22 protein-coding genes are annotated in these 22464 nt (G+C 29.7%); 16 read left to right on the top strand and 6 right to left on the bottom strand.

The genetic code is table 11. From position 1 onward, the window contains the following. The first annotated feature begins 3 nt into the window (after positions 1-3). Complete coding sequence (locus tag R3X25_RS03330) at positions 4-780, top strand: enoyl-CoA hydratase/isomerase family protein (RefSeq protein WP_317671834.1); 777 nt, start codon at positions 4-6, stop codon at positions 778-780. A 4-nt stretch (positions 781-784) separates the two neighbouring features. Here R3X25_RS03330 and R3X25_RS03325 read toward each other — a convergent pair whose 3' ends face one another. Continuing rightward, positions 785-1438, bottom strand: coding sequence for an HD domain-containing protein (locus tag R3X25_RS03325; RefSeq protein ID WP_317671832.1), 654 nt, complete (start codon positions 1436-1438; stop codon positions 785-787). A gap of 61 nt (positions 1439-1499) precedes the next feature. Beyond that, positions 1500-1910 (bottom strand): BrxA/BrxB family bacilliredoxin, encoded by a 411-nt coding sequence (locus R3X25_RS03320; RefSeq protein ID WP_317671830.1) that lies wholly within the window; start codon positions 1908-1910, stop codon positions 1500-1502. A 230-nt stretch (positions 1911-2140) separates the two neighbouring features. Between R3X25_RS03320 and R3X25_RS03315 the strand changes: the two genes are divergently transcribed. After that, positions 2141-2881 (top strand): TerB family tellurite resistance protein, encoded by a 741-nt coding sequence (locus R3X25_RS03315; protein ID WP_317671828.1) that lies wholly within the window; start codon positions 2141-2143, stop codon positions 2879-2881. A 441-nt stretch (positions 2882-3322) separates the two neighbouring features. Here the strand turns inward: R3X25_RS03315 and R3X25_RS03310 are convergent, their stop codons facing one another. Then, positions 3323-4213 carry a metallophosphoesterase gene (locus tag R3X25_RS03310; protein ID WP_317671826.1) on the bottom strand — a complete coding sequence of 297 codons (891 nt, stop codon included), beginning with the start codon at positions 4211-4213 and terminating at the stop codon, positions 3323-3325. Positions 4214-4358: 145 nt separating this feature from the next. Between R3X25_RS03310 and ileS the strand changes: the two genes are divergently transcribed. From ileS to R3X25_RS03295, 3 genes are all read left to right on the top strand, one after another. Beyond that, positions 4359-7769 carry an isoleucine--tRNA ligase gene (gene ileS / locus R3X25_RS03305; RefSeq protein ID WP_317671824.1) on the top strand — a complete coding sequence of 1137 codons (3411 nt, stop codon included), beginning with the start codon at positions 4359-4361 and terminating at the stop codon, positions 7767-7769. A gap of 4 nt (positions 7770-7773) precedes the next feature. Beyond that, positions 7774-8151, top strand: a complete 378-nt coding sequence (locus tag R3X25_RS03300) for a TraR/DksA family transcriptional regulator (protein ID WP_317671822.1) — start codon at positions 7774-7776, stop codon at positions 8149-8151. A gap of 173 nt (positions 8152-8324) precedes the next feature. Further along, complete coding sequence (locus R3X25_RS03295; protein ID WP_317673390.1) at positions 8325-8945, top strand: lipoprotein signal peptidase; 621 nt, start codon at positions 8325-8327, stop codon at positions 8943-8945. On the opposite strand, the gene R3X25_RS03290 is transcribed toward R3X25_RS03295, so the two are convergent. Genes R3X25_RS03290 through R3X25_RS03280 form a run of 3 tightly spaced genes read right to left on the bottom strand, consistent with a single transcriptional unit; the run spans position 8935 to position 12733 of the window. After that, the gene (locus R3X25_RS03290) at positions 8935-10266 is read right to left on the bottom strand and encodes a sulfatase-like hydrolase/transferase (RefSeq protein WP_317671820.1); all 1332 of its coding nucleotides are present in this window, start codon (positions 10264-10266) and stop codon (positions 8935-8937) included. The two genes, R3X25_RS03295 and R3X25_RS03290, sit on opposite strands and share 11 nt — an antisense overlap. An 18-nt stretch (positions 10267-10284) precedes the next feature. Then, positions 10285-11529, bottom strand: coding sequence for a DUF1566 domain-containing protein (locus tag R3X25_RS03285; RefSeq protein ID WP_317671818.1), 1245 nt, complete (start codon positions 11527-11529; stop codon positions 10285-10287). A gap of 25 nt (positions 11530-11554) precedes the next feature. Then, entirely contained in the window at positions 11555-12733 is a 1179-nt protein-coding gene (locus R3X25_RS03280; protein WP_317671816.1) for a DUF1566 domain-containing protein, read from the bottom strand. A gap of 95 nt (positions 12734-12828) precedes the next feature. On the opposite strand from R3X25_RS03280, the gene R3X25_RS03275 reads away from it, so the two are divergent. From R3X25_RS03275 to R3X25_RS03225, 11 genes are all read left to right on the top strand, one after another. Beyond that, positions 12829-13161, top strand: coding sequence for a metalloregulator ArsR/SmtB family transcription factor (locus R3X25_RS03275; RefSeq protein WP_317671814.1), 333 nt, complete (start codon positions 12829-12831; stop codon positions 13159-13161). 62 nt (positions 13162-13223) lie between these two features. Next, a complete protein-coding gene (locus R3X25_RS03270) occupies positions 13224-13697 on the top strand; it encodes a DUF6428 family protein (RefSeq protein ID WP_317671812.1) in 474 nt (157 codons plus the stop codon). Between the two features lie 45 nt (positions 13698-13742). Beyond that, positions 13743-14063: a thioredoxin family protein gene (locus tag R3X25_RS03265; RefSeq protein WP_317671810.1), complete on the top strand. Its 321-nt coding sequence runs from the start codon at positions 13743-13745 to the stop codon at positions 14061-14063. 12 nt (positions 14064-14075) lie between these two features. Continuing rightward, positions 14076-14690 carry a protein-tyrosine-phosphatase gene (locus R3X25_RS03260; RefSeq protein WP_317671808.1) on the top strand — a complete coding sequence of 205 codons (615 nt, stop codon included), beginning with the start codon at positions 14076-14078 and terminating at the stop codon, positions 14688-14690. Between the two features lie 125 nt (positions 14691-14815). Continuing rightward, positions 14816-15853: an ACR3 family arsenite efflux transporter gene (gene arsB, locus R3X25_RS03255; protein ID WP_317671806.1), complete on the top strand. Its 1038-nt coding sequence runs from the start codon at positions 14816-14818 to the stop codon at positions 15851-15853. A 125-nt stretch (positions 15854-15978) separates the two neighbouring features. Then, positions 15979-16956, top strand: a complete 978-nt coding sequence (locus tag R3X25_RS03250) for a permease (protein ID WP_317671804.1) — start codon at positions 15979-15981, stop codon at positions 16954-16956. Between the two features lie 19 nt (positions 16957-16975). Beyond that, positions 16976-17413 (top strand): nitrophenyl compound nitroreductase subunit ArsF family protein, encoded by a 438-nt coding sequence (locus R3X25_RS03245; RefSeq protein ID WP_317671802.1) that lies wholly within the window; start codon positions 16976-16978, stop codon positions 17411-17413. Further along, the gene (locus R3X25_RS03240; RefSeq protein WP_317671800.1) at positions 17413-18123 is read left to right on the top strand and encodes an aromatic aminobenezylarsenical efflux permease ArsG family transporter; all 711 of its coding nucleotides are present in this window, start codon (positions 17413-17415) and stop codon (positions 18121-18123) included. The genes R3X25_RS03245 and R3X25_RS03240 overlap by 1 nt, the downstream gene beginning before the upstream one ends. A 23-nt stretch (positions 18124-18146) precedes the next feature. Beyond that, positions 18147-18272 carry a hypothetical protein gene (locus R3X25_RS03235; protein ID WP_317671798.1) on the top strand — a complete coding sequence of 42 codons (126 nt, stop codon included), beginning with the start codon at positions 18147-18149 and terminating at the stop codon, positions 18270-18272. Positions 18273-18404: 132 nt separating this feature from the next. Then, the gene (gene uvrC / locus R3X25_RS03230) at positions 18405-20204 is read left to right on the top strand and encodes an excinuclease ABC subunit UvrC (protein ID WP_317671796.1); all 1800 of its coding nucleotides are present in this window, start codon (positions 18405-18407) and stop codon (positions 20202-20204) included. Beyond that, positions 20201-22414 carry a patatin-like phospholipase family protein gene (locus R3X25_RS03225; protein ID WP_317671794.1) on the top strand — a complete coding sequence of 738 codons (2214 nt, stop codon included), beginning with the start codon at positions 20201-20203 and terminating at the stop codon, positions 22412-22414. The genes uvrC and R3X25_RS03225 overlap by 4 nt, the downstream gene beginning before the upstream one ends. Positions 22415-22464 lie beyond the last annotated feature (50 nt).

Raw genomic sequence — 22464 nt, 5'->3', positions numbered from 1 at the left:
AAAATGAATTTCGAAAATTTATTAGTTAATCAACACAATAATATTGCAACAATCACAATAAACAGACCAACAAAATTAAATGCTTTAAATAAAAACACTATTGAAGAGTTACATCAGGCATTCAAAACTTTAGAAAGTAATAAGTCCGTAAGGGTTATTATAGTAACAGGAAGTGGTGAAAAAGCCTTTGTTGCTGGTGCAGATATAAAAGAATTTGCAGATTTCAGTATTGAGGAAGGAACAGAATTAGCACGTAAAGGGCATGAAACATTATTCGATTTTGTACAAAATTTAAGTACTCCAGTAATTGCAGCTGTAAATGGTTTTGCACTTGGTGGAGGTTTAGAATTAGCCATGGCAGCTCATTTTAGAGTGGCAAGTTTAAATGCAAAAATGGGATTACCAGAAGTTAGTTTAGGTGTAATTCCAGGTTATGGTGGAACGCAACGTTTGCCTCAATTAGTAGGTAAAGGAAAAGCAATGGAAATGATTATGACTGCCTCTATGATTTCAGCCGAAGAAGCAAAAACGTATGGTTTGGTAAACTATGTTGTAGCTCAAGAAGAATTGTTACCATTGTGTGAAAAATTAGCTCTAAAAATAGTTAAAAATTCATCGGTTGCTATTGGCGCTGCAATAAAAGCTATTAATGCTAACTACACCAATTGTGTTAACGGATACGGTGTTGAAATTGAGCAGTTTGGTGTTAGTTTTGGAACAGATGACTTTAAAGAAGGAACAACGGCATTTTTAGAAAAAAGAAAACCAAATTTTGAATAAATACTTATTTTATTCCATTCCATTCATTATAAAATTGTTGTAGAAAAGTTTCCATATAAATATGTCTATCAGCAGCAATTTGCTGTCCAGTTTTGGTATTCATTTTATCTTTTAAAAGTAAAAGCTTTTCATAAAAATGATTGATAGTTGGCGCTTCAGATTTTTTATACTCCTCTTTTGTCATATTTAAATTTGGAGGAATTTCAGGATTGTATAAAGGTCGGTTTTTAAAACCTCCATAATTAAAACATCTAGCAATACCAATGGCACCAATGGCATCTAACCTGTCTGCATCTTGTAAAACATCTAACTCTGGCGAAGTAAATGTTTGCTTAAAATTTCCACCTTTAAAAGAAATATTAGTAATAATATTTTCAATATGAATAATAATGTCTTCAGAAACACCTTGTTTTTGCAAAAACATACGCGCAACTTTTGGGCCAACTGTTTCATCTCCATTATAAAATTTGGAGTCTGCAATATCGTGCAGTAAAGCTCCTAGTTCAACAATAAAAGTATCAACTTGTTCATTTTTGGAAATTAATTTAGCGTTGTTCCATACACGTAAAATATGAAACCAATCGTGACCACCTTCAGCATTTTTCAATGTTTGTTTTACAAAAGCTTCGGTATTAGTAATAATTTGATTTTTATCCATAGGTTAAAAGTAAAAAATCCATTCAAATTTGAATGGATTTATATTTAAACTTAAATATTTTTTAACAAAACTCTTCGTAAGCACCAGCTAAATTCCCTGCAATTACTTCTGCTGGTCTTCCTTCAATATGGTGGCGTTCTAGCATATGAACTAAAGCACCATCTTTAAATAAAGCAATACAAGGTGATGATGGAGGAAAAGGAATCATATATTCTCTAGCCTTATCTGTTGCTTCTTTATCAACTCCTGCAAAAACAGTTACTAAATTAGTTGGTTTTTTATCGTTTTGAAGCGAAACTATTGCTCCAGGTCTAGCTGTACCAGCAGCACAACCACAAACCGAGTTTACAACTACTAAAGTTGTTCCTTCTTTTTTAACTGCAGCATCTACTTCTTCAACTGTGTGTAATGATGTAAAACCAGCATTTTCTAATTCAGCTTGCATTGGTTGTACAATTTCTAATGGATACATATTTTTTTGATTTTATATATTAGACGTTAGTTTTGTGCAAACCTACATATTTTTTTATTTTTTATTTAATCTAAATAAAGAAAAGTGTGTTAGATTTTCAAAAACCAAAATAAAATAATTAAATACTACAGGTAAATAGAACAGAAGTTTATAAATAATTTAACATCTATAGCGAATCATACTTTTAGTAAACTAATAAAACACAGTATCTTTGGATTTTTAAATTAGATATGGGAAATTTTGCAAAGTGGTTAGGAGCCGGATTAGGTTTTTCGGTTGGCGGACCAATAGGAAGTATTTTAGGTTTTGTAGTAGGAAGTTTTATTGATGGTTTTACTAAAGAAGATGTAGAAAATGCTAGAACTTATAGAACAACGCATTCTAATGTTCAATCGGGAGATTTTGAAATAAGTTTATTATTACTATCGGCAGTTGTAATAAAAGCTGATGGAAAAATTGATCAGCGAGAGTTAGCATATGTACGTGAGCATTTTAAAAGAATGTATGGAGAGCAAAGAGCAAGTAATGCTTTTAAGCTATTTAATGGATTTATAAAAAATAATAATATATCTACGCGTCAAGTGTGTATGCAAATACGTCAACATACCACACATGCATCACGTTTACAATTAGTTCATTTTTTGTTTGGGATTGCAAAATCCGATGGAATTGTTAATGAAAGGGAAGTGAATTCTATTAAAACAATTGCAGGTTATTTAAATATAAGTAATTATGATTTTGAATCTATAAAAGCTATGTTTTATAATAGTTCAGACAGTTCATATAAAATTTTAGAGATTGAAAAATCTGCTTCAAATGATGAAGTAAAAAAAGCATATCGAAAAATGGTAAAAAAATACCATCCAGATAAGCTTCGTCATCTAGGAGAAGAACATTTAAAAGGTGCTGAAGAAAAATTTAGAGAAGTGCAAAAAGCGTACGAACATATTCAAAACGAACGAGGAATGTAAAATATTTTCAACTTTATTAAAAAACGTGGGTCTAACATATTGTAAATGAAAATTAATTGGTGGGAATTGAAAAGTTTTACCCCAAAGGAATATTATGTATCAGCCCTAAGATTAAAATCCGCTTCAAGTTTTGAGGCGGTTTTTATTTTTTAAAACAATTTGTGACTTTATAGCTTATTAAGTGTCAAATAAATTGTAAATAAAAATTAATTGATGGGAATTGAAAAGTTTTACCCCAAATAAAATTATCAGCCCAAAGGTTAAAATCCGCTTCAAGTTTTGAGGCGGTTTTTATTTTTTTAAAATAAAATGTGACTATTTAAAAAAATAGGTGTCAAATAAATGTTAGTAAGAAGATAAGGATTAATCAACAATTTCCCCACAAAATTATCGGTATCGATAAGAGTTAGAAACAAAGAACACCTTTTTTAAAGGTGTTTTTTAGTTTAAATAACTTCCAATATCTTGCGGTCCTTCTAAAACTGTTTTTATAATTTGAAGTGTACCATCCTCATTAGAAATAGTGTGCCATTTAATTAATGAAATTTGCATATCTTCAATTTCAATTCCAGTAATTGAACGTGGATGTACACAACTTCCATCATTAAAATAAGGTAAATCCTCTGGCTCTGGAAAACGTGGACGATGCGTATGCCCAGCAATAATCATTTGATTGTTATTATTGTCTATCCATTTTTTTAAACGTCTTTCAACCCTTAATAATTCTTTAAAATTTTTAGCAGGACTAGTAGGATCTTTAATACCCATTATTTGTAGAGGTTTCCATAAAATTCTCACTAAAAATCGGCTCCACTTCCAAAATACGTAATTAAAAAAATCTGCTTGGTGACCGTGAATTAATAATATATTTTTTTCAAAACCTTCAGCTTCTAAAATTATTCCTTCATCAAATTTAAGCCCTTTTAACAATTCTTTCTCGGTTCCAGTTATAGGGTCAAAATAATTACCCATCATTTTTTCAACTCGTTTTGCTTTTCGTAAAACCATATCATGATTTCCCCAAAGCATATGCAATCTATTTTTTAAATGAAATTTACGCAAAAGCATAAAAATATTTTTATGCGCAGTAAAAATATCATCGAAAGTTCTATTTTCCCATAATTCTAATCCGTCACCTAATTCTATGTACGTGTAACCATCAGTATAATAGTTGTTTAAAGCGTGAAAATAAATATTTCTATTTCTAACAAAATCATCAGCGTAACTATTATCTCCACGGTGACAATCGCTAAAAAACACAAATTTAGAGTCGCAATTCAAAGAGATTTTTTTTGCGTTTTTATACGAATTTGATATTATTTGTTGAATCATTTTTAATAGTGCTGAATTTCAGAACATAAACTTAAAATAATTAACATAAAAACAACCTATTTTTAGGTGATTTTTTTAACAATTTAAAAACATTATTTTAGAGAAAATGCTTAATTTCGCAAACTAATTGATTTAAGGGTAAAAAATGAGTAAAAAGTTTAGAGAATATAAAGGATTGAATCTCACTAAAGTAGCTGATGAAACTTTAGCGTTTTGGGAAGATGAAAATATTTTCGAAAAAAGTATTTCTACAAGAGATGCAAATAAACCATATGTGTTTTTTGAAGGTCCACCTTCAGCAAATGGATTACCTGGTATTCACCATGTAATGGCACGCGCAATTAAAGATATATTTTGTAGATATAAAACTTTACAAGGTTTCCAAGTTAAGCGTAAGGCCGGTTGGGATACTCATGGTTTACCTATTGAGTTAGGAGTTGAAAAAGAATTAGGAATTACCAAAGAAGATATAGGTAAAAAAATATCTGTTGAAGAGTATAACAACGCTTGTAGAAAAGCAGTTATGCGTTATACTGATGTTTGGAATGACCTAACCAGAAAAGTTGGTTATTGGGTAGATATGGAAGATCCGTATGTAACTTACAAACCAAAATATATGGAAACAGTTTGGTATTTATTAAGTCAATTGTATAAAAAAGGATTGATTTACAAAGGTTATACCATTCAACCATATTCTCCAAAAGCTGGTACTGGTTTAAGTTCTCACGAGTTAAATCAACCAGGAACCTACCAAGATGTTACAGATACAACTGTGGTTGCACAGTTTAAATCAATAAAAAACACATTACCAGAAATTTTACAAGATGTTGAAGGCGATGTTCACTTTTTAGCTTGGACAACAACACCTTGGACACTACCTTCAAATACAGCATTAACAGTTGGAAAGAAGATAGATTATGTGTTGGTAAAATCTTTCAACCAATATACGTTTGAACCAATTAGCGTAATTCTTGCTAAAAATTTAGTAGGAAAACAATTTGGAAAAAAATTCTTTACGGTTGAAAATGAAGCAGATTTAGCTAATTATAAAGCTGAAGATAAAAAGATTCCTTTTATTGTTGTAAAAGAATTTAAAGGAGCTGATATTTTAGAAACAAAATACGAGCAATTAATGCCGTATGCAAAACCATACCAAAACCCAGAAAATGCATTTAGAGTTATTGCTGGTGATTTTGTAACTACTGAAGATGGAACAGGAATTGTACATACAGCCCCAACATTTGGTGCTGATGATGCAATGGTATCCAAACAAGCAACACCAGAAGTTCCACCAATGTTAGTGCTGGATGATAATGGAAATCCAGTTCCTCTGGTAGATTTACAAGGTAAATTCACCAAACATATGGGTGAAGAATTTGGAGGAAAATATGTAAAGAACGAATACTACAATGCTGGTGAAGAGCCTGCACGTCCAATGGATGTTGAGTTAGCTATTCGTTTAAAAGAAGAAAATAAAGCATTTCACGTAGAAAAATATCGTCACAGTTACCCACATTGTTGGAGAACAGATAAACCAATTTTATACTATCCGTTAGATTCTTGGTTTGTAAAAGTAACTGACAAGCGTGACCAAATGTTCGAATTGAATGAAACTATTAACTGGAAACCAAAATCTACTGGAGAAGGACGTTTTGGAAACTGGTTAAAAAATGCCAACGATTGGAATTTATCTCGTTCACGTTATTGGGGGATTCCATTACCAATTTGGAGAACTGAAGATGGAACCGAAGAAATAATGATTGGTTCTGTTGAAGAATTAAAAGATGAAATGTCAAAAGCTGTTAAGGCAGGTTTTATGAATGAAGATATTTTCGCTGATTTTGAAGTTGGAAATATGAGTGAAGCAAACTATGATAAAATAGATTTACACAAAAATATTGTAGATCAAGTTACATTAGTTTCAGCTTCAGGGCAACCAATGAAACGTGAAAGCGATTTAATTGATGTTTGGTTCGATTCTGGTTCTATGCCTTATGCACAATGGCATTACCCATTTGAAAACAAAGAATTAATAGACGAGAAAAAATTCTATCCGGCAGATTTTATTGCTGAAGGTGTAGATCAAACTCGTGGATGGTTTTATACTTTACATGCTATTGGAACAATGGTTTTTGATTCTGTAGCGTATAAAAACGTAGTTTCAAATGGTTTGGTTTTAGATAAAGAAGGAAAAAAAATGTCTAAACGTTTAGGTAATGCTGTAGATCCATTTGAAACAATGGAAAAGTACGGAGCAGATACTACACGTTGGTATATGATTTCTAACGCAAACCCTTGGGATAATTTAAAATTTGATGTTGAAGGAATTGATGAGGTTAGAAGAAAATTCTTTGGAACACTTTACAATACATATTCATTCTTCTCGCTGTATGCTAATTTAGATAATTTTACATATACTGAAGATGAAATAGCAATTGAAAACAGACCAGAAATTGACCGTTGGATTCTTTCAGAATTAAATACATTAACTAAAAATGTAGAAAAGTTCTATGAAGAGTACGAGCCAACAAAAGCAGCACGTGCAATTCAAGAATTTGTAGGCGAAAATTTAAGTAACTGGTTTGTACGTTTAAGTAGAAGACGTTTTTGGAAAGGTGATTATGGGCACGATAAAATTTCGGCATACCAAACACTTTATACTTCAATGTTAACAGTGGCAAAATTAGGTTCGCCAATTGCACCTTTCTTTATGGATAATTTATACAAAGATTTAATTTCTGTAACCGGAAAAGAAAACTTTGAATCTATTCATTTAGCTGAATTTCCAAAATACAACGAAGCTTTAGTAGACGAAAAGTTAGAGCATAAAATGCAACAAGCACAAAAAATATGTTCAATGGTATTATCGCTTCGTAAAAAAGAAATGATAAAAGTGCGTCAACCATTGCAACGTGTTATGATTCCTGTTTTAGATGAAACAGATAGAGAAGAAATTTTGGCTGTGGAAAACTTAATAAAATCGGAAGTAAACGTAAAAGAAATTGAGCTAATTGACGATGCTTCAGGTATTTTAGTAAAAACAGCAAAACCTAATTTTAAGGTGCTTGGACCTAAATTTGGTAAAGACATGCGTTTTGTGGCACAAGCAATACAAAATTTAACACAAGAAGAGATTGCAACTGTTGAAAAAGAAGGCGAAATTTCTTTAAAAATTAACGAAAATATTGTAAATTTAACTCAAGAGGAAGTCGAGATTTCATCACAAGATATTGAAGGTTGGTTAGTAGCAAATCAAGGTAGTTTAACAGTTGCTTTAGATGTTACTATTACTGAAGATTTACGTAAAGAAGGTAACGCAAGAGAACTTATTAATAGAGTTCAAAACTTAAGAAAAGAAAGTGGTTTAGAGGTAAATGATAGAATTAAGTTAGTTATCCAGAAAAATGATATTTTAGAGCAATCTATAATTGCAAACGAAGAATATATAAAAAATGAAACATTAACTAACGAATTAGTATTTGAAGATACATTAGAAAAAGGCACGGAAATTGTATTTGACGAAGTAGATACTAAAATATTAATTCAAAAAATGTAAGCTTATGAATGAAAATAATAGATACTCGGACACTGATTTAGCTGAATTCAGAGAAATTATACAAGCTAAAATAGAAAATGCAAAAGAAGATTTAAGACTGCTACAAAGTTCTTTTAAAAACGATAGTAATAACGGTACAGATGATACATCTCCAACTTTTAAAGCGTTTGAAGAAGGTAGTGAAACAATGTCTAAAGAAGCAAATGTTCAATTGGCAATTAGACAAGAAAAATTTATTAGAGATTTAAAAAATGCATTGTTACGTATAGAAAACAAAACATACGGTGTTTGTCGTGTTACTGGGAAATTGATTCAGAAAGAGCGTTTAAAATTAGTGCCTCATGCAACATTAAGTATTGAAGCTAAAAGAATGCAACAATAATATAATAAGTATACAATAGAAAAGAAATTATCTAAAGTATGTAACCGTCATTCTGAACTTGTTTCAGAATCTCATCTTTTTGATTTCCAATTATGATGCGAACCTGAAACAAGTTCAGAATGATGAAAATTACTCTTTAGATAATTTCTTTTTTAATGAAAATTCAAAAATATATTCCATTGAAAAAAGCAATAGCAATTATAATATTAGTTTTATTAATTGATCAGATTAGTAAAATATATATAAAAACAAACTTCTATTATGGAGAAGAAGTTAGAGTATTTGAATGGTTTAGAATTCATTTTATTGAAAACAATGGAATGGCATGGGGAGCTGAATTTGGTGGGAAAAAAGGAAAATTATTTCTAACTATTTTTAGACTATTTGCTATAACTGGGATTGGATATTGGTTATATTCATCGATAAAAAAGAATGCTCATATTATTTTGGTCATTGCTGTGTCGTTGATTTTTGCTGGAGCTTTAGGTAATATAATTGATTCAGTGTTTTATGGAGTAATTTTTAATACACCAGGAGGCAATCAACTAGCAACATTATTTGCAGAAGATACTTATGGAACAATTTTTCATGGTAAAGTAGTAGATATGTTTTATTTTCCAATGTGGCATGGAGATTTACCTTCTTGGATTCCATATTTTGGAGGTAAACCTTTTACCTTTTTTAATGCAATTTTTAACGTTGCAGATTCAGCTATTTCTATTGGAGTTTTATTATTGATTTTATTTAGTAAAAAAGCATTTCCAAAGGAAGAGGATGAAAAAATTACGGCTTAATTTCTGCTAGTTTTTGGGTTAGTTCATCTTTCATTTTACTATCATTCTCACTTAAGGGTAAGTTTTTTGAATTTAATAGATTTTTAGTTTCTAGAGGGTCGATGCTTAAATTAAATAACGATTCTGAATTGTCATCAAACAACATGTATTTATGTGTATTGTTTCTAATAGTTACATTAAATTCATCTTCAGCATACGCATATTCTCTTTCTGAAAAGCTTGAATTTGAAAACGATTCTTGAAAACTTTTACTATCGTTAATTTTATCAATCTGAATTCCTGCAATGTTTGCAATAGTTGCAAATAAATCAGTAGTATTTATTAAAGCATTTTCAACTTCATTTATTCTAGTTACATTTTTGCCTGCAATTACCATTGGAACGTTTATACCTCCTTGATATAAAGATCCTTTCACTCGTTTACTGTTGTATTCTTGTGCTACTTGATTAGGAGTTCCATTATCTCCAATAAAAATAATAATTGTGTTTTCCTTTTCTTCTTCACTCAAAGAATTTAAAAGTCTTCCAAATTCAGTATCCATTGCTTCGAGCATTGCTAAATAATAAGGTAACGGATTGGCATCAATACTTGCTTGATCGGTTGCTAAACTTCCTTGAGAATGTAATTCTATTGGAGGTAAATGAAAAGGGTTGTGTGGAGCGTTGTAGGCTAGCCATACAAACCAAGGTTTTGTTTGTTCTTCAATCCAATCAATGGCAATGTTTGTGTATGCAGTAGTATTGTATGTAGTACTTGTTGTTTGAGTTCCGTTTTCAGTAAATTTCCAATTCCAATAATCATTCATTGCTCCTGATAAAAACCCAGCATAATATTCAATACCCATAATTTCAGGGTGATTTTTATTATTTGATAAATGCCATTTACCAATTACTGCAGAAGCATATTCACCATTTAGATTGGTATCTATATAGGTTTGAAGTGATGTTTCTGCAGCACTTAATGTGTTATTAACTTCCAGAACACCATTATTAATACCGTATTTACCAGTTAAAATGGTAGCTCTGGTTGGTGAACAAGTAGGGTTTGACCAAACATAATTATAGGTAATTCCCGTATTAATTAAATGTTGCAAATTTGGCATATTTGGTTTTGTTGACCCAATCGAATAACCTGGAGAGGCATCTAAACCCATATCATCAGCAATTACTAAAAGAATATTGGGTTTATTATTTATTATTTCATCAACTGGATCTTCTTCTATTACAGGATCTGTAAAGTCATCATTTTCTTCAGAACAAGAAAATAGTATAATGGAAATGACTAAAAAAATATAAAAGTTGAAGGTTTTATGTTGAATCAAAATAATTTACAATGTTTTTTAATTAATAGTTCTCACACATCGAACATAATTATAAACATATCTAACATCACCTTGAGGTCCAAAAAATTGTGGATAATCATCTTTACTTCCATTTTTAGGATCACTTCGTTGGCAACCTGCTCCATGAACATCCATTAAAACACCATTCATTTCTCCTTGTCCTTCGCCAAAAGCAACATAAACACCACTTGAATATGGGTTTACGCCATCTAAATGACTAGTTCCAGTCCAATAAAACGGATAATTCCCTTTGTTTCCATCTGGATCTGATATTTCAGTACAATCAAAAAGTGGATCAATGGCTGGAGAGTTTGTTGTTTTTGGAGATCTGGTATAATCTACAATGCTTTGTAATTCTTTAGCGTTTGGTAAACGCCAATCCGATTTATTTCCATGAGTTAGATCTTCTGCATAGGCTAAAGATTCTTCCCAATCTCTTGATGTTCCATCATCTGTTTTTTGCCACATTAAACCAGTTGCTAAATCACTAATTGTACCGTCTCCGTTATCAATAAAATCATTTGTACCATAGTCAGTATTTCCTCTCACCATTCTAAAATACATCGTGTTTGCATTTCCTGTATCTGGTTTGTATTTTGGATACCCTTTTATGCGTCCATCAATAAAATTCACACCAAAAACAGTTTCAACTCCATTCATTGTAGTAGAAACATATTCTGTTGAAGACCAAGTTTGAGCATCAATTTCACGTTCTCCAATAGAAGTATCACCTAATTCTTGATTAAAATAATTAGTATCTATAAATAAGTCAATAGCTACTTCACTGTTTACTTTACCCGAAAATAATATTAATGAGTATAATTCTTTTAGAGTAGGAACCCTCCAATCTGTATAATTTCCTAAACTTGAGTTGGATGCTTTTGTAGCAGCTTCACTAAAAGTTATTTTAGAGCCCATATCTTGTTCCCACATTAATCCAGTAACATTATCGGTAATAGTTCCATCATTATTATTTGTGTAAGAAGGTTGATTTCCGCTGTAATTAGCATCTTGTCCAAAAAAAGGATCACTTGTTGAAGGTTCTGAAATAATATCAGAATCACTATAAAAATTTATTGTACCAGTGTCTACAATTGTATAGTGTTTATCTGGAGTAGGGATTTCAATAACTTCATCATCATCATTTGATTCGTTATTTATATCGGTATCATCGTCGTTGCTTCCGCAAGAAATTAGAAATATGCTTAATAATCCTACTAGGGTAAATTTATTTAGTTTCATATTGTGTTTTATTCTATTTTATTTTTTAATTTATAGTTCTTACACATCTTACATAATTGTACACATATCGGACATCTCCTTGAGGTCCAAAAAATTGCGGATAATCGTCTTTATTTCCACTTTTAGGATCGATGCGTTGGCAACCTGCACCGTGAACATCCATAAGTTTGTTGCGCATTTTACCTTGTCCTTCACCAAAAGCTATATAAATAGCGCTACCATACGGATTTCTACCATCTTTATGTGTGGTTGAGCTCCAGAAAAAAGGATAATTTATATTCCCATCAGCATCTTTTATTTCTGAAGTTTCAAAAATAGGATTTATTGCAGGTGAATTTGTGGTTTGTAATGAACGTGTATAATCTACAATACTTTGTAATTCTTTAGCATTTGGTAATCTCCAATCAGATTTATTTCCAAGCTTTAAATTTTCAGCATAAGTTAGAGATTCTTCCCAATCTCTTGATGATCCATCGTCTGTTTTTTGCCACATTAAACCAGTTGCCAAATCACTAATAGTTCCATCTCCATTATCAATAAAATTATTTTTCCCGTAAGCAGTATTTCCTCTCACCATTCTAAAATACATCTTATGTGCATTTTTAGTACGTGGATTGTATTTTGGATACCCTTTAATTCGTCCATCAATAAAATTTACTCCAAAAACAGTTTCGTCATTTCTCATTGTTCTTCCAACATATGCTGTAGAAGACCAGGTTTGTGCGTCAATTTCTCTTTCATCTTTTGAAGTATCTCCCAAAGGTTGTTCGAAATAATTGGTATCGATAAATAAATCTATTGAATGCGCTCCTTTTACTTGCCCAGTAAATAGAATTAATGAATACAATTCTTTTATAGTTGGTACACGCCAATCTGTATAAACGCCTAAAGTTGAATTTTCAGCTTTTTTAAAAGCTTCTTCAAAAGTAATTTTTTCACCCATATTCTGTTCCCACATTAAACCTGTAACAGTATCGGTTATTGTTCCATCATCATTATTTGTATACGAAGGTTGATTTCCAGTATAATTAGCATCTTGTCCGTAAAACTCTTCATTTGGTTTAGGTTCTTTGATAATATCACCATCACTGTAAAATTCACTAACGCTTGTATCTACAACAGGGTACCATTGTTTTTGTTCTTGTGCGCACGAATACTGAAAAATAATTAATGCAATCACTAGAAGTATATTTAAAGCTTTCATATTCTTAATTTGTAACTTTTATAAGACCATAGAAATTTAAAAAGGTTTAAAATTATTTGGTAATTAATTTTCTTATCGTAAATTTGCGATAGACAATGAAAAGAACAAAGGAAAATATAGTATATCAAATTGAAACTGAAGAGTTAGCCAAATTTGCAAAAGCTTTAGGGCATCCAACTCGTATTAAAATTTTAAATCATTTAGACAATACAAGTTGTTGTTATACAGGTGATTTACTGGAGGTTTTGCCATTAGCACAATCAACAATTTCACAACATTTAAAAGAGTTGAAGGATGCTGGTTTAATTAAAGGTACTGTAAATCCTCCAAAAATTAAGTATTGTATAGATCAAGAGAATTGGAAGAAAGCTAAAATGATTTTCAATAATTTTTTCAATAAAAATATAAATAAAATTTCGTGTAGTTAAAAAAATTTAAATATATCAATCGTTTATTTACGATAAATATTGATGAGATTAAAAACAAAAAAATGAATATTCAAGAGATAAAAAAGCATTTAAGCACTTTAAAAAACATTGCATTTCAATTACCAAACGGTGATTTAGTTCCAAATCATTTTCATGTAACTGAAGTAGGTAAGGTTACAAAGCATTTTATTGATTGTGGAGGTACGTTAAGAAACGAAGTTGTTGCAAATTTTCAATTATGGGAGGCAAATGATTATGATCATAGATTACACCCAGAAAAGCTAATTAGTATTATTGAATTATCTGATAAGTTATTAAAACTTGGAAATTTAGAAATTGAAGTAGAATACCAAGCTGCAACTATTGGTAAGTATGGGTTAGATTTTAACGGGAAAAACTTTTTATTAACTACAAAACAAACAGATTGTTTGGCAAAGGATAATTGTGGAATTCCACTTGAAAAAACAAAAGTGAAACTTTCAGATATAGATAGTAATTCAGAAAGTTGTTGTTCTCCAGAATCAAATTGTTGTTAAAAGAATAAATAAAAAAACTATAAAATTTAAATTAAATAAAATATTATGAAATCAATTAAAATATTAGGTACAGGATGTCCAAAATGTATAAGTACAGAAGCTATAGTTACAGAAGTAGTAAATGAATTAAATATTGATGCTAAAATTGAAAAAGTTACGGACATTATGGAAATAATGGCTTTTGAAGTTATGACTACTCCAGCTATAGTTGTAGATGGAAAAGTTATGATTAAAGGTAAGGTTCCAAGTAAAGATGATGTTAAATCAATATTGGTAGATAATTTTGCTAATAACGCATGTTGTTCAGATGATACTTCAAATTCTTCTTGTTGTTCTACAGATGAAAGTGAAACTAGTTGTTGCTAAAAAAAATAATCTATGTTATTTAAAGAAATAAACAATACTGTTGAATTGTTGAAAAACATTAAAGTTTCAACCGAAAGAAAATCAGGTTTACAACCGTTAGTAGATTATATTCAAACTAAAGTTTCACAAGGTGAAAATGTAAATTTAAATTTTATTTGTACGCATAATTCACGGAGAAGTCATTTAGCTCAAATATGGGCGCAAACTGCAGCTCAAAATTTCGGAGTAAAAAATGTGTATTGCTATTCTGGTGGAACTGAAGCTACGGCTATGTTTCCAATGGTTGGAAAAACGTTAGAAAAACAAGGATTTCAAATAGCTAAATTATCTAATGAAAAAAATCCAGTTTATAGTGTTAAGTACGCAGAAAATGCACATCCAATTATATGTTTTTCTAAAAAATACGACGATGATTTTAATCCAAAAGGTGCGTTTGCAGCATTAATGACTTGTGATCACGCAGATGAAAATTGTCCCTTTATTTTTGGTTGTGAAGTTAGAATTCCAGTTAGATATAATGATCCAAAAGCTTTTGATAATACACCACAACAAGAAGAAAAATATTTAGAAAGAAGCAATGAAATTGCTTCAGAAATGATGTACGTATTTTCTCAAATTAAGAAGTGAAAACCGTCATGCTGAACTTGTTTCAGAATCTCATCTAAATAGGTTATGATTAATTATGTGAACCTGAACCAAGTTCAGGTTGACGAATGAGTGATTTTTTAGGCACTTGAAAATTTAATAAAAAAATGAAAAAAAGACTTAAATTTTTAGATAGGTATTTAACCTTATGGATATTTTTAGCAATGGCCATTGGTGTTGGATTAGGATATTTTTTTCCTCAAATGGCAACTATAACAGATAAATTATCTGTAGGAACAACAAATATTCCTTTAGCAATAGGGTTAATTTTAATGATGTATCCTCCTTTGGCAAAAGTAGATTATAGTCTAATTCCAACTGTTTTTAAGGACGCTAAATTAATGTCGTTATCATTATTTTTAAACTGGATTGTTGGTCCAATTTTAATGTTTGTTTTAGCGGTAATTTTTTTAAGAGACGAACCAGGTTATATGTCTGGACTAATTCTAATTGGTTTGGCACGTTGTATTGCAATGGTTATTGTTTGGAACGATTTAGCAGGAGCGAGCAGAGAGTATGGAGCAACACTGGTAGCTTTAAATAGTGTTTTTCAAATTATAACATATAGTTTTTATGCTTGGTTATTTATTACAGTTTTACCAAATTATTTAGGGTTAGAAGGTTTTGATGTAAACATTTCTATTGGTGAAGTAGCTCAAAGTGTAGCCATTTATTTAGGAATTCCGTTTTTAATGGGATATTTAAGTCGCTATTTTATTGTTAAATACAAAAGTTTAGATTATTACAATAGAAAATTTATTCCAGCAATTTCACCAATTACGTTAATTGCTTTGTTAGGAACCATAGTTTTAATGTTCAGTTTAAAGGGCGATTTAATTGTTGAAATTCCATTAGATGTATTAAAAATTGCAGTTCCGTTAGTAATTTACTTTGTGTTAATGTTCTTTGTTAGTTTCTTTATGGGAAAAGCAATGAATATAGATTACAAACGTAATGCAGCAGTAGCATTTACAGCAACAGGTAACAATTTTGAATTGGCAATTGCAGTAGCCATTGCAGTTTTTGGAATAAATTCTCAACAAGCATTTACAGGAGTAATTGGACCTTTGGTTGAAGTTCCTGTTTTAATAGGTTTGGTTAACGTATCGCTTTGGTTGAAAAGGAAATATTATTCAAAAGAGTAAATAATAACTGCATCAGTTCGAGTATTTTTTTTTGATATAAAGTAAGAGACAATGTATCGAGAACTTCTCAATACACACCTCCTAGAGTTAAAGTGCTTGAAGTGATAATAAAAAAAGATTAAATAATGTTTGATTGGATTCAAAAATTAGCAGATTGGCTTGTTTTAGATGTTTTAAAATTAGAAGCAGGCAAGCACCTAACGGAAGCTTTAAACTTTTTTATATATGATTCTGTAAAGATTTTATTACTGGTTTTGGTAATTATTTTCTTTATGGGAATTGTAAATAGTTATTTCCCCGTTGAAAAAGTGAGAAATTACTTGTCTCGAAAAAAATTATATGGATTTGAATATTTGGTAGCATCCTTATTTGGAACTGTTACACCGTTTTGTTCATGTTCATCTGTACCTTTATTTATAGGTTTTGTAAAGGGAGGAATTCCTTTAGGTGTAACTTTTTCATTTTTAATTACGTCACCTTTAGTAAACGAAGTTGCAATTGGATTATTTATCGGATTATTTGGCTTAAAAACAACGGTAATTTATGTAGTTAGTGGTGTTTTGTTAGGAACTATTTCAGGAATAATTCTTCAAAAATTAAAACTAGAAAAATATTTATCTCCTTGGGTGCAGCAAGTTTTAGCTAACAGTCAAAAAGAAACAGAACAATTTGAAATAGAACATACACCATTTAAAGATAGAATTCCTGCAATTTGGAAAGAAACAAAAACTATATTAAAAGGAATTGTGCCTTATGTTTTAGTTGGAATTGCCATTGGTGGTTTAATGCATGGCTATATTCCTGAAGGTTTTTTTGAAAAGTATATGGCTAAAGATAATTGGTTTGCTGTACCAATTGCAACAATAGTAGCAGTCCCAATGTATTCTAACGCATCAGGTATTTTACCAGTAGCACAAGTATTAGTTTCTAAAGGAATTCCTTTGGGAACAGCAATTGCATTTATGATGGGAGTTGTTGGACTTTCATTACCAGAAGCAATGCTTTTGAAAAAGGTAATGACCTTAAAATTAATTGCCATTTTCTTTTCAGTAGTAACATTATGTATCATTATTTCAGGATACTTATTTAATATTATATTTTAATCATAAACAAATTTTAAGAATGAAAAACATCAAAATTTTAATTGTAACAATTATTAGTTTAGTAATTGTTTCTTGTGGAAATAAAAAAGAAAGTAAGGCTGAAGAAACCATCGCCAAAAACAATGTAATTGAAGTGATTGATTTTCACTCAACACATAGATGTATTACTTGTAAAGCTATTGAGTCTAACTCAAAATACACTTTAGAAACGTATTTTGCTAAAGAATTAGCAGCAGGAAAAATAAAACTTAAAGTTATAGATGTAGATCTTGAAGAAAATTACAAAATTGCTGAAAAATTTGAAGCTACAGGTACAGCTTTATTTTTAAATGTAGTAAATAAAGGTAAAGAAGAACAAATAGATTTAACTGAATTTGCTTTTGCTACTGGGAAAAATAATAAAGAATTTTCAGAGCAGTTAAAAGCTAAAATAGAAGAGCAGTTAAATAAACTATAATGGATGTATTACAATCATTATTAGACACTTATAATATTCCAATTTTATCAGCTTTGCTGTTGGGTTTAATGACAAGCATTAGCCCTTGTCCGTTAGCAACTAATATTACAGCTACAGCTTTTATTTCAAAAAATATAAGCAATAAAAAAAAGGTTTTTTTAAGTGGAATAATTTATTCATCAGGAAGAGCTTTTAGTTATACCTTAATAGGATTAATTTTATTTTTCGGTGCAAGTAAATTTCATATAGCACGTTTTTTTCAACAAAATGGAGAGAAATATCTAGGACCATTGTTAATATTAGTTGGATTAATAATGCTAAATGTAATTCGGTTAAATTTTTTAGGAAAATCTAATTTTACTGAAAAATTAAGTCAAAAATTTTCGGATAAAGGTTTATTAGGTTCTTTTGTTATTGGCGTTTTATTTGCTTTAGCTTTTTGTCCGTATAGTGGCGCTTTGTATTTTGGAATGTTAATTCCTATGACTATTTCAAGTGCTGAAGGTTTGTATTTACCTATTGTGTTTGCTTTAGGTACAGGTTTGCCCGTTGTTTTATTTACCTATTTATTGGCATTTGCTGCAGGTAGCGTAGGTTTGTTTTATACTAAAATTAAAATTGTAGAGAAATGGATGCGAATGATAGCTGGAGTTGTTTTTATTTTAACAGGAGTATATTATGTTCTTATATTTACAGGAATTTTAAAATAAATTTGTAATTATAAAGCAAAAATATGAGTAAAGGATTAACTAGTAGACAAGTAAAAATAGCTATTGTAGTTTTTTTAGCTTCATTTTTAGCAACGTATAATATTATTTCTAATTGGGATGTTGTAAAAACATTTTTGTTTGGAAACTAAAAATAAAAAGCTCAAGTTTAAACTTGAGCTTTTTTTATATTATAGTTTTCTTATATATAGATTGAAATAAAAAACAGGAAACTAAAGGCTACTAAAAAAAGAGTATTTTTATGCTTTTATAAAAAGAATATATTGGATTTAAAACTTCAAATAAAAGTATTACCTAGCAAACCAGGTGTTTATCAATATTACGATAAAGACGATGTAATTTTGTATGTTGGAAAAGCTAAAAATTTAAAAAAAAGAGTTTCTTCTTATTTTACTAAAAATCACGAATATGGAAAAACCAGAGTTTTAGTAAAAAAAATAGCGCGGATTGAACATATAGTTGTTAATACGGAAACAGACGCCTTACTTCTTGAAAACAATCTAATTAAAAAATACCAACCACGGTACAATGTTATGTTGAAAGATGACAAAACATATCCGTGGATTTGTATTAAAAAAGAGCGTTTTCCAAGAGTATTTTTAACTAGAAATGTTATAAAAGATGGTTCTGAATATTTTGGACCATATACTTCAGTAAGAACAGCAAAAGCGTTATTAGATTTAATTAAAGAGTTGTATTTGTTGCGTTCTTGTAATTATGATTTAAGCGAAAAAAACATTGAAAACGAAAAGTATAAAGTCTGTTTAGATTATCATATAGGAAATTGTAAAGGCGCATGTGAAGGGCTTCAAAATATTGAAGATTATAATAACGATATTGTTGCAATTAGAAATATTATTAAAGGGAATTTTAAAGAAGCAATCAAATCTTTTCATAATTTAATGATGAATTATGCGAAAGAAATGGAATTTGAAGAAGCTCAAAAAATTAAAGAAAAAATAGATTTATTAGCCAATTATCAAGCTAAATCTACGGTGGTAAACCCTGCTATTTCTAATGTTGATGTATTTTCAATTACTTCTGATGAAAGTTATAGCTATATTAATTTCTTTAAAATTTCAAATGGTTCCATTATCCAATCTCATACTTCAGAAATTAAAAAGAAATTAAACGAAACAGATAAGGAACTTTTAGAGCTTTCAATAGTTGAAATTAGACAACGTTTTAATTCACAATCTAAAGAAATATTTGTGCCTTTCAAAGTAGATTTAGGTGAAGATATAAAGGTTACAGTTCCAAAATTAGGTGATAAAAAACGAATTGTAGATTTAAGTTTACGAAACGCAAAATACTTCCGTCAGGAGAAATTTAAACAAATGAAAATTGTAGATCCGGATAGGCATGTTAAAAGAATTATGTCACAAATGAAAAAGGATCTACGTTTAAGTGAAGAACCTAGACATATTGAGTGTTTTGATAATTCAAATATACAAGGAACGCATCCAGTTGCTGCTTGTGTAGTTTTTAAAGATGGAAAACCAAGCAAAAAGGATTATAGACATTTTAACATTAAAACAGTTGAAGGCCCAGATGATTTTGCCTCTATGGAAGAGGTGGTTTTTAGACGTTATAAGAGGTTGCAAGATGAAGATTTACCTTTGCCGCAACTAATTGTAATTGATGGTGGAAAAGGTCAATTGTCTTCTTCATTAAAAAGTCTAGATGTTTTAGGATTAAGAAATAAAATAGCTATAATTGGTATTGCAAAACGATTAGAAGAAATTTATTATCCAGACGATCCAGTACCATTATATTTAGATAAAAAATCTGAAAGTTTAAAAATAATTCAGTTTTTAAGAAACGAAGCGCACAGATTTGGAATTACACACCATAGAAATAAACGAAGCAAAAGTGCTTTGGTAACAGAATTAGAACAAATTCCTGGAATTGGAAAACAAACTATTGTATCTTTATTAAAATATTTTAAATCTGCTAAAAGAGTTTCTGAAGCTAAATTTGAAGATATAGAAAAAGTAGTTGGAAAAAGTAGAGCTGTAAAAGTTTTTGATTATTACCACCATAAAACAAACTCAAAAAAATGAAAAAGGTAATTTTAATTACATTGCTATTTTTTGTAAGCACACTTTTTGCTCAAGAAAAACCTGTAAAAGATTTAAAGGTTGGTGTTGTATTAAGTGGAGGCGGAGCAAAAGGGTTTTCTCATGTTGCAGTTTTAAAAGTTCTTGAAGAAGCAGGCGTAAGAGTAGATTATATTGGAGGAACAAGTATGGGAGCTATTGTGGGAGGTTTATACGCTTCAGGTTATAATGCTACAGAATTAGATTCTATAATTAAAACCATCGATTTTTTTAAAGTAATTTCTAATGATTTACCACGAAAATCTAAACCTTTTTATGAAAAGGAAAGTGGGGAGAAGTACGCCTTAACATTACCAGTTAAAAATAGAAAAGTTGGCATTCCAAGAGCAATAACCGATGGTCAAAATGTTTTAAATTTGATTACCAAACTTACACAGCACGTTAATAATATTAACGATTTTAATAAACTTCCAATTCCGTTTTTATGTATTGGTACCGATTTAGAAACTGGAAAACAAAAAATATTTAGAGAAGGTTTTTTACCAGAAGTTGTTAAAGCTAGTGGTTCTTTTCCAACGCTTTTATCTCCTGTAGAAATTGATGGTAAATTGTATTCAGATGGTGGAATTGTAAATAATTTTCCTGTAGATGAAGTAAAAGCTATGGGAGCAGATATAATTATTGGAGTTGATATTCAAGGAGGTTTAGATACAAAAGATAAGTTAATTTCTGCACCAAAAATATTGAATCAGATAGTAGGTTTTCAAATGTATAAAAGCATTGAAGAAAAAAGAAATAGAACAGATATTTTGATTAGACCTGATTTAACAAAATATAATGTAGTTTCCTTTGAAGCTATAGATGATATTATGAAAATTGGCGATTCTACTTCTAGAGTATTTATGGAGCAATTAAAAGCGATCAGTAATTTACAGCAAAAAAAGGAAAAAAAAGTTATTGATTTTAGCAAGTCTGAAAAATTTCATATTAAAAGTATAGAAATTCAAGGCAATAAAAATTATACTAGAGCTTATGTTTTAGGAAAGTTAAACTTAAAAAAAAGTGATACAACAAGTTATAAAAGTCTTGTAACAAGTATTAATAATTTATATGGAACAGGAAATTTTGAGAGTATTCAATATAAAATTGTAGATGAAGAAAAGGGAAGTGTTGTAAAATTTAAAGTAAGGGAACATTTAATTTCAAATTATTTTCAAATTGGTGTTCATTATGATGAGTTATATAAAACAGGAGTTTTAATTAATGGTTTGTCAAAACATTTATTGTTTAAAAATGATGTTATTTCAACAGATTTAATACTAGGAGATAATATTAGATACAATCTTAATTATTTTATTGATAATGGATTTTATACTAGTTTTGGTATTAAATCTAGATATAATAGTTTTAATTCAAATGTTAACTTTGATGAAGATAATATTAATAAAATTAATTTAGAGTATCAAGATTTTACAAATCAAATATATGTTCAAACAGTTTTTAATAGAAAATTTGCAATTGGAGCAGGATTTGAGCATAAGCGAATTAAAGCCTATACAGAAACTATTTCAACTGTTGAGAATAACCCGTTAGCTGAAGAAAATGGAAGATTTTATTTTGATAAGTCGGATTATTTAAGTGGTATAGCCTATATTAAAATTGACACATACGATAAAAGTTATTTTCAAAAAAAGGGAGCTTATTTAGATGCTAAATTCACGTGGTATTTAACATCTTCAGATTACAATAATAATTTTAAGCCGTTTTCCCAATTAAAGGGTAAATTTGGATATGCACATACTTTTTTTAATAATTTAACTGCCCATTTCACCTCTGAAGCAGGAATTACAATGGGTACCAATACTAATCAGGTATTGGATTTTATTGTTGGTGGTTATGGAGATAATTATATAAATAATTTTACACCATTATTTGGTTATGATTTTGGAGAGTTACGAGAAGATTCTTTTTTAAAATCAGCTTTAACTTTACGTTATGAGTTTTTACCAAAAAATTATTTTTCAGCCGCTGTTAATTATGCAAGGGTTGAAAATGATATATTTAATGAAGGTATGATTTTTGATAATACCAAATCTGGATATATGCTAGGCTATGGTTTAGATACTTTTTTAGGACCAATTGAAGTAAATTATGCTTGGTCACCAGATCAAAAGAATAGTAATTGGTATTTTAATGTTGGGTATTGGTTTTAAAGAAAAAGCCCTGAAACTTTTTAGCTTCAAGGCTTTATTAGATATTGTGA

The sequence above is a fragment of the Lutibacter sp. TH_r2 genome (assembly GCF_033101135.1).
Classification (GTDB): domain Bacteria; phylum Bacteroidota; class Bacteroidia; order Flavobacteriales; family Flavobacteriaceae; genus Lutibacter.
This window is presented reverse-complemented; position numbering and strand designations above follow the sequence as displayed.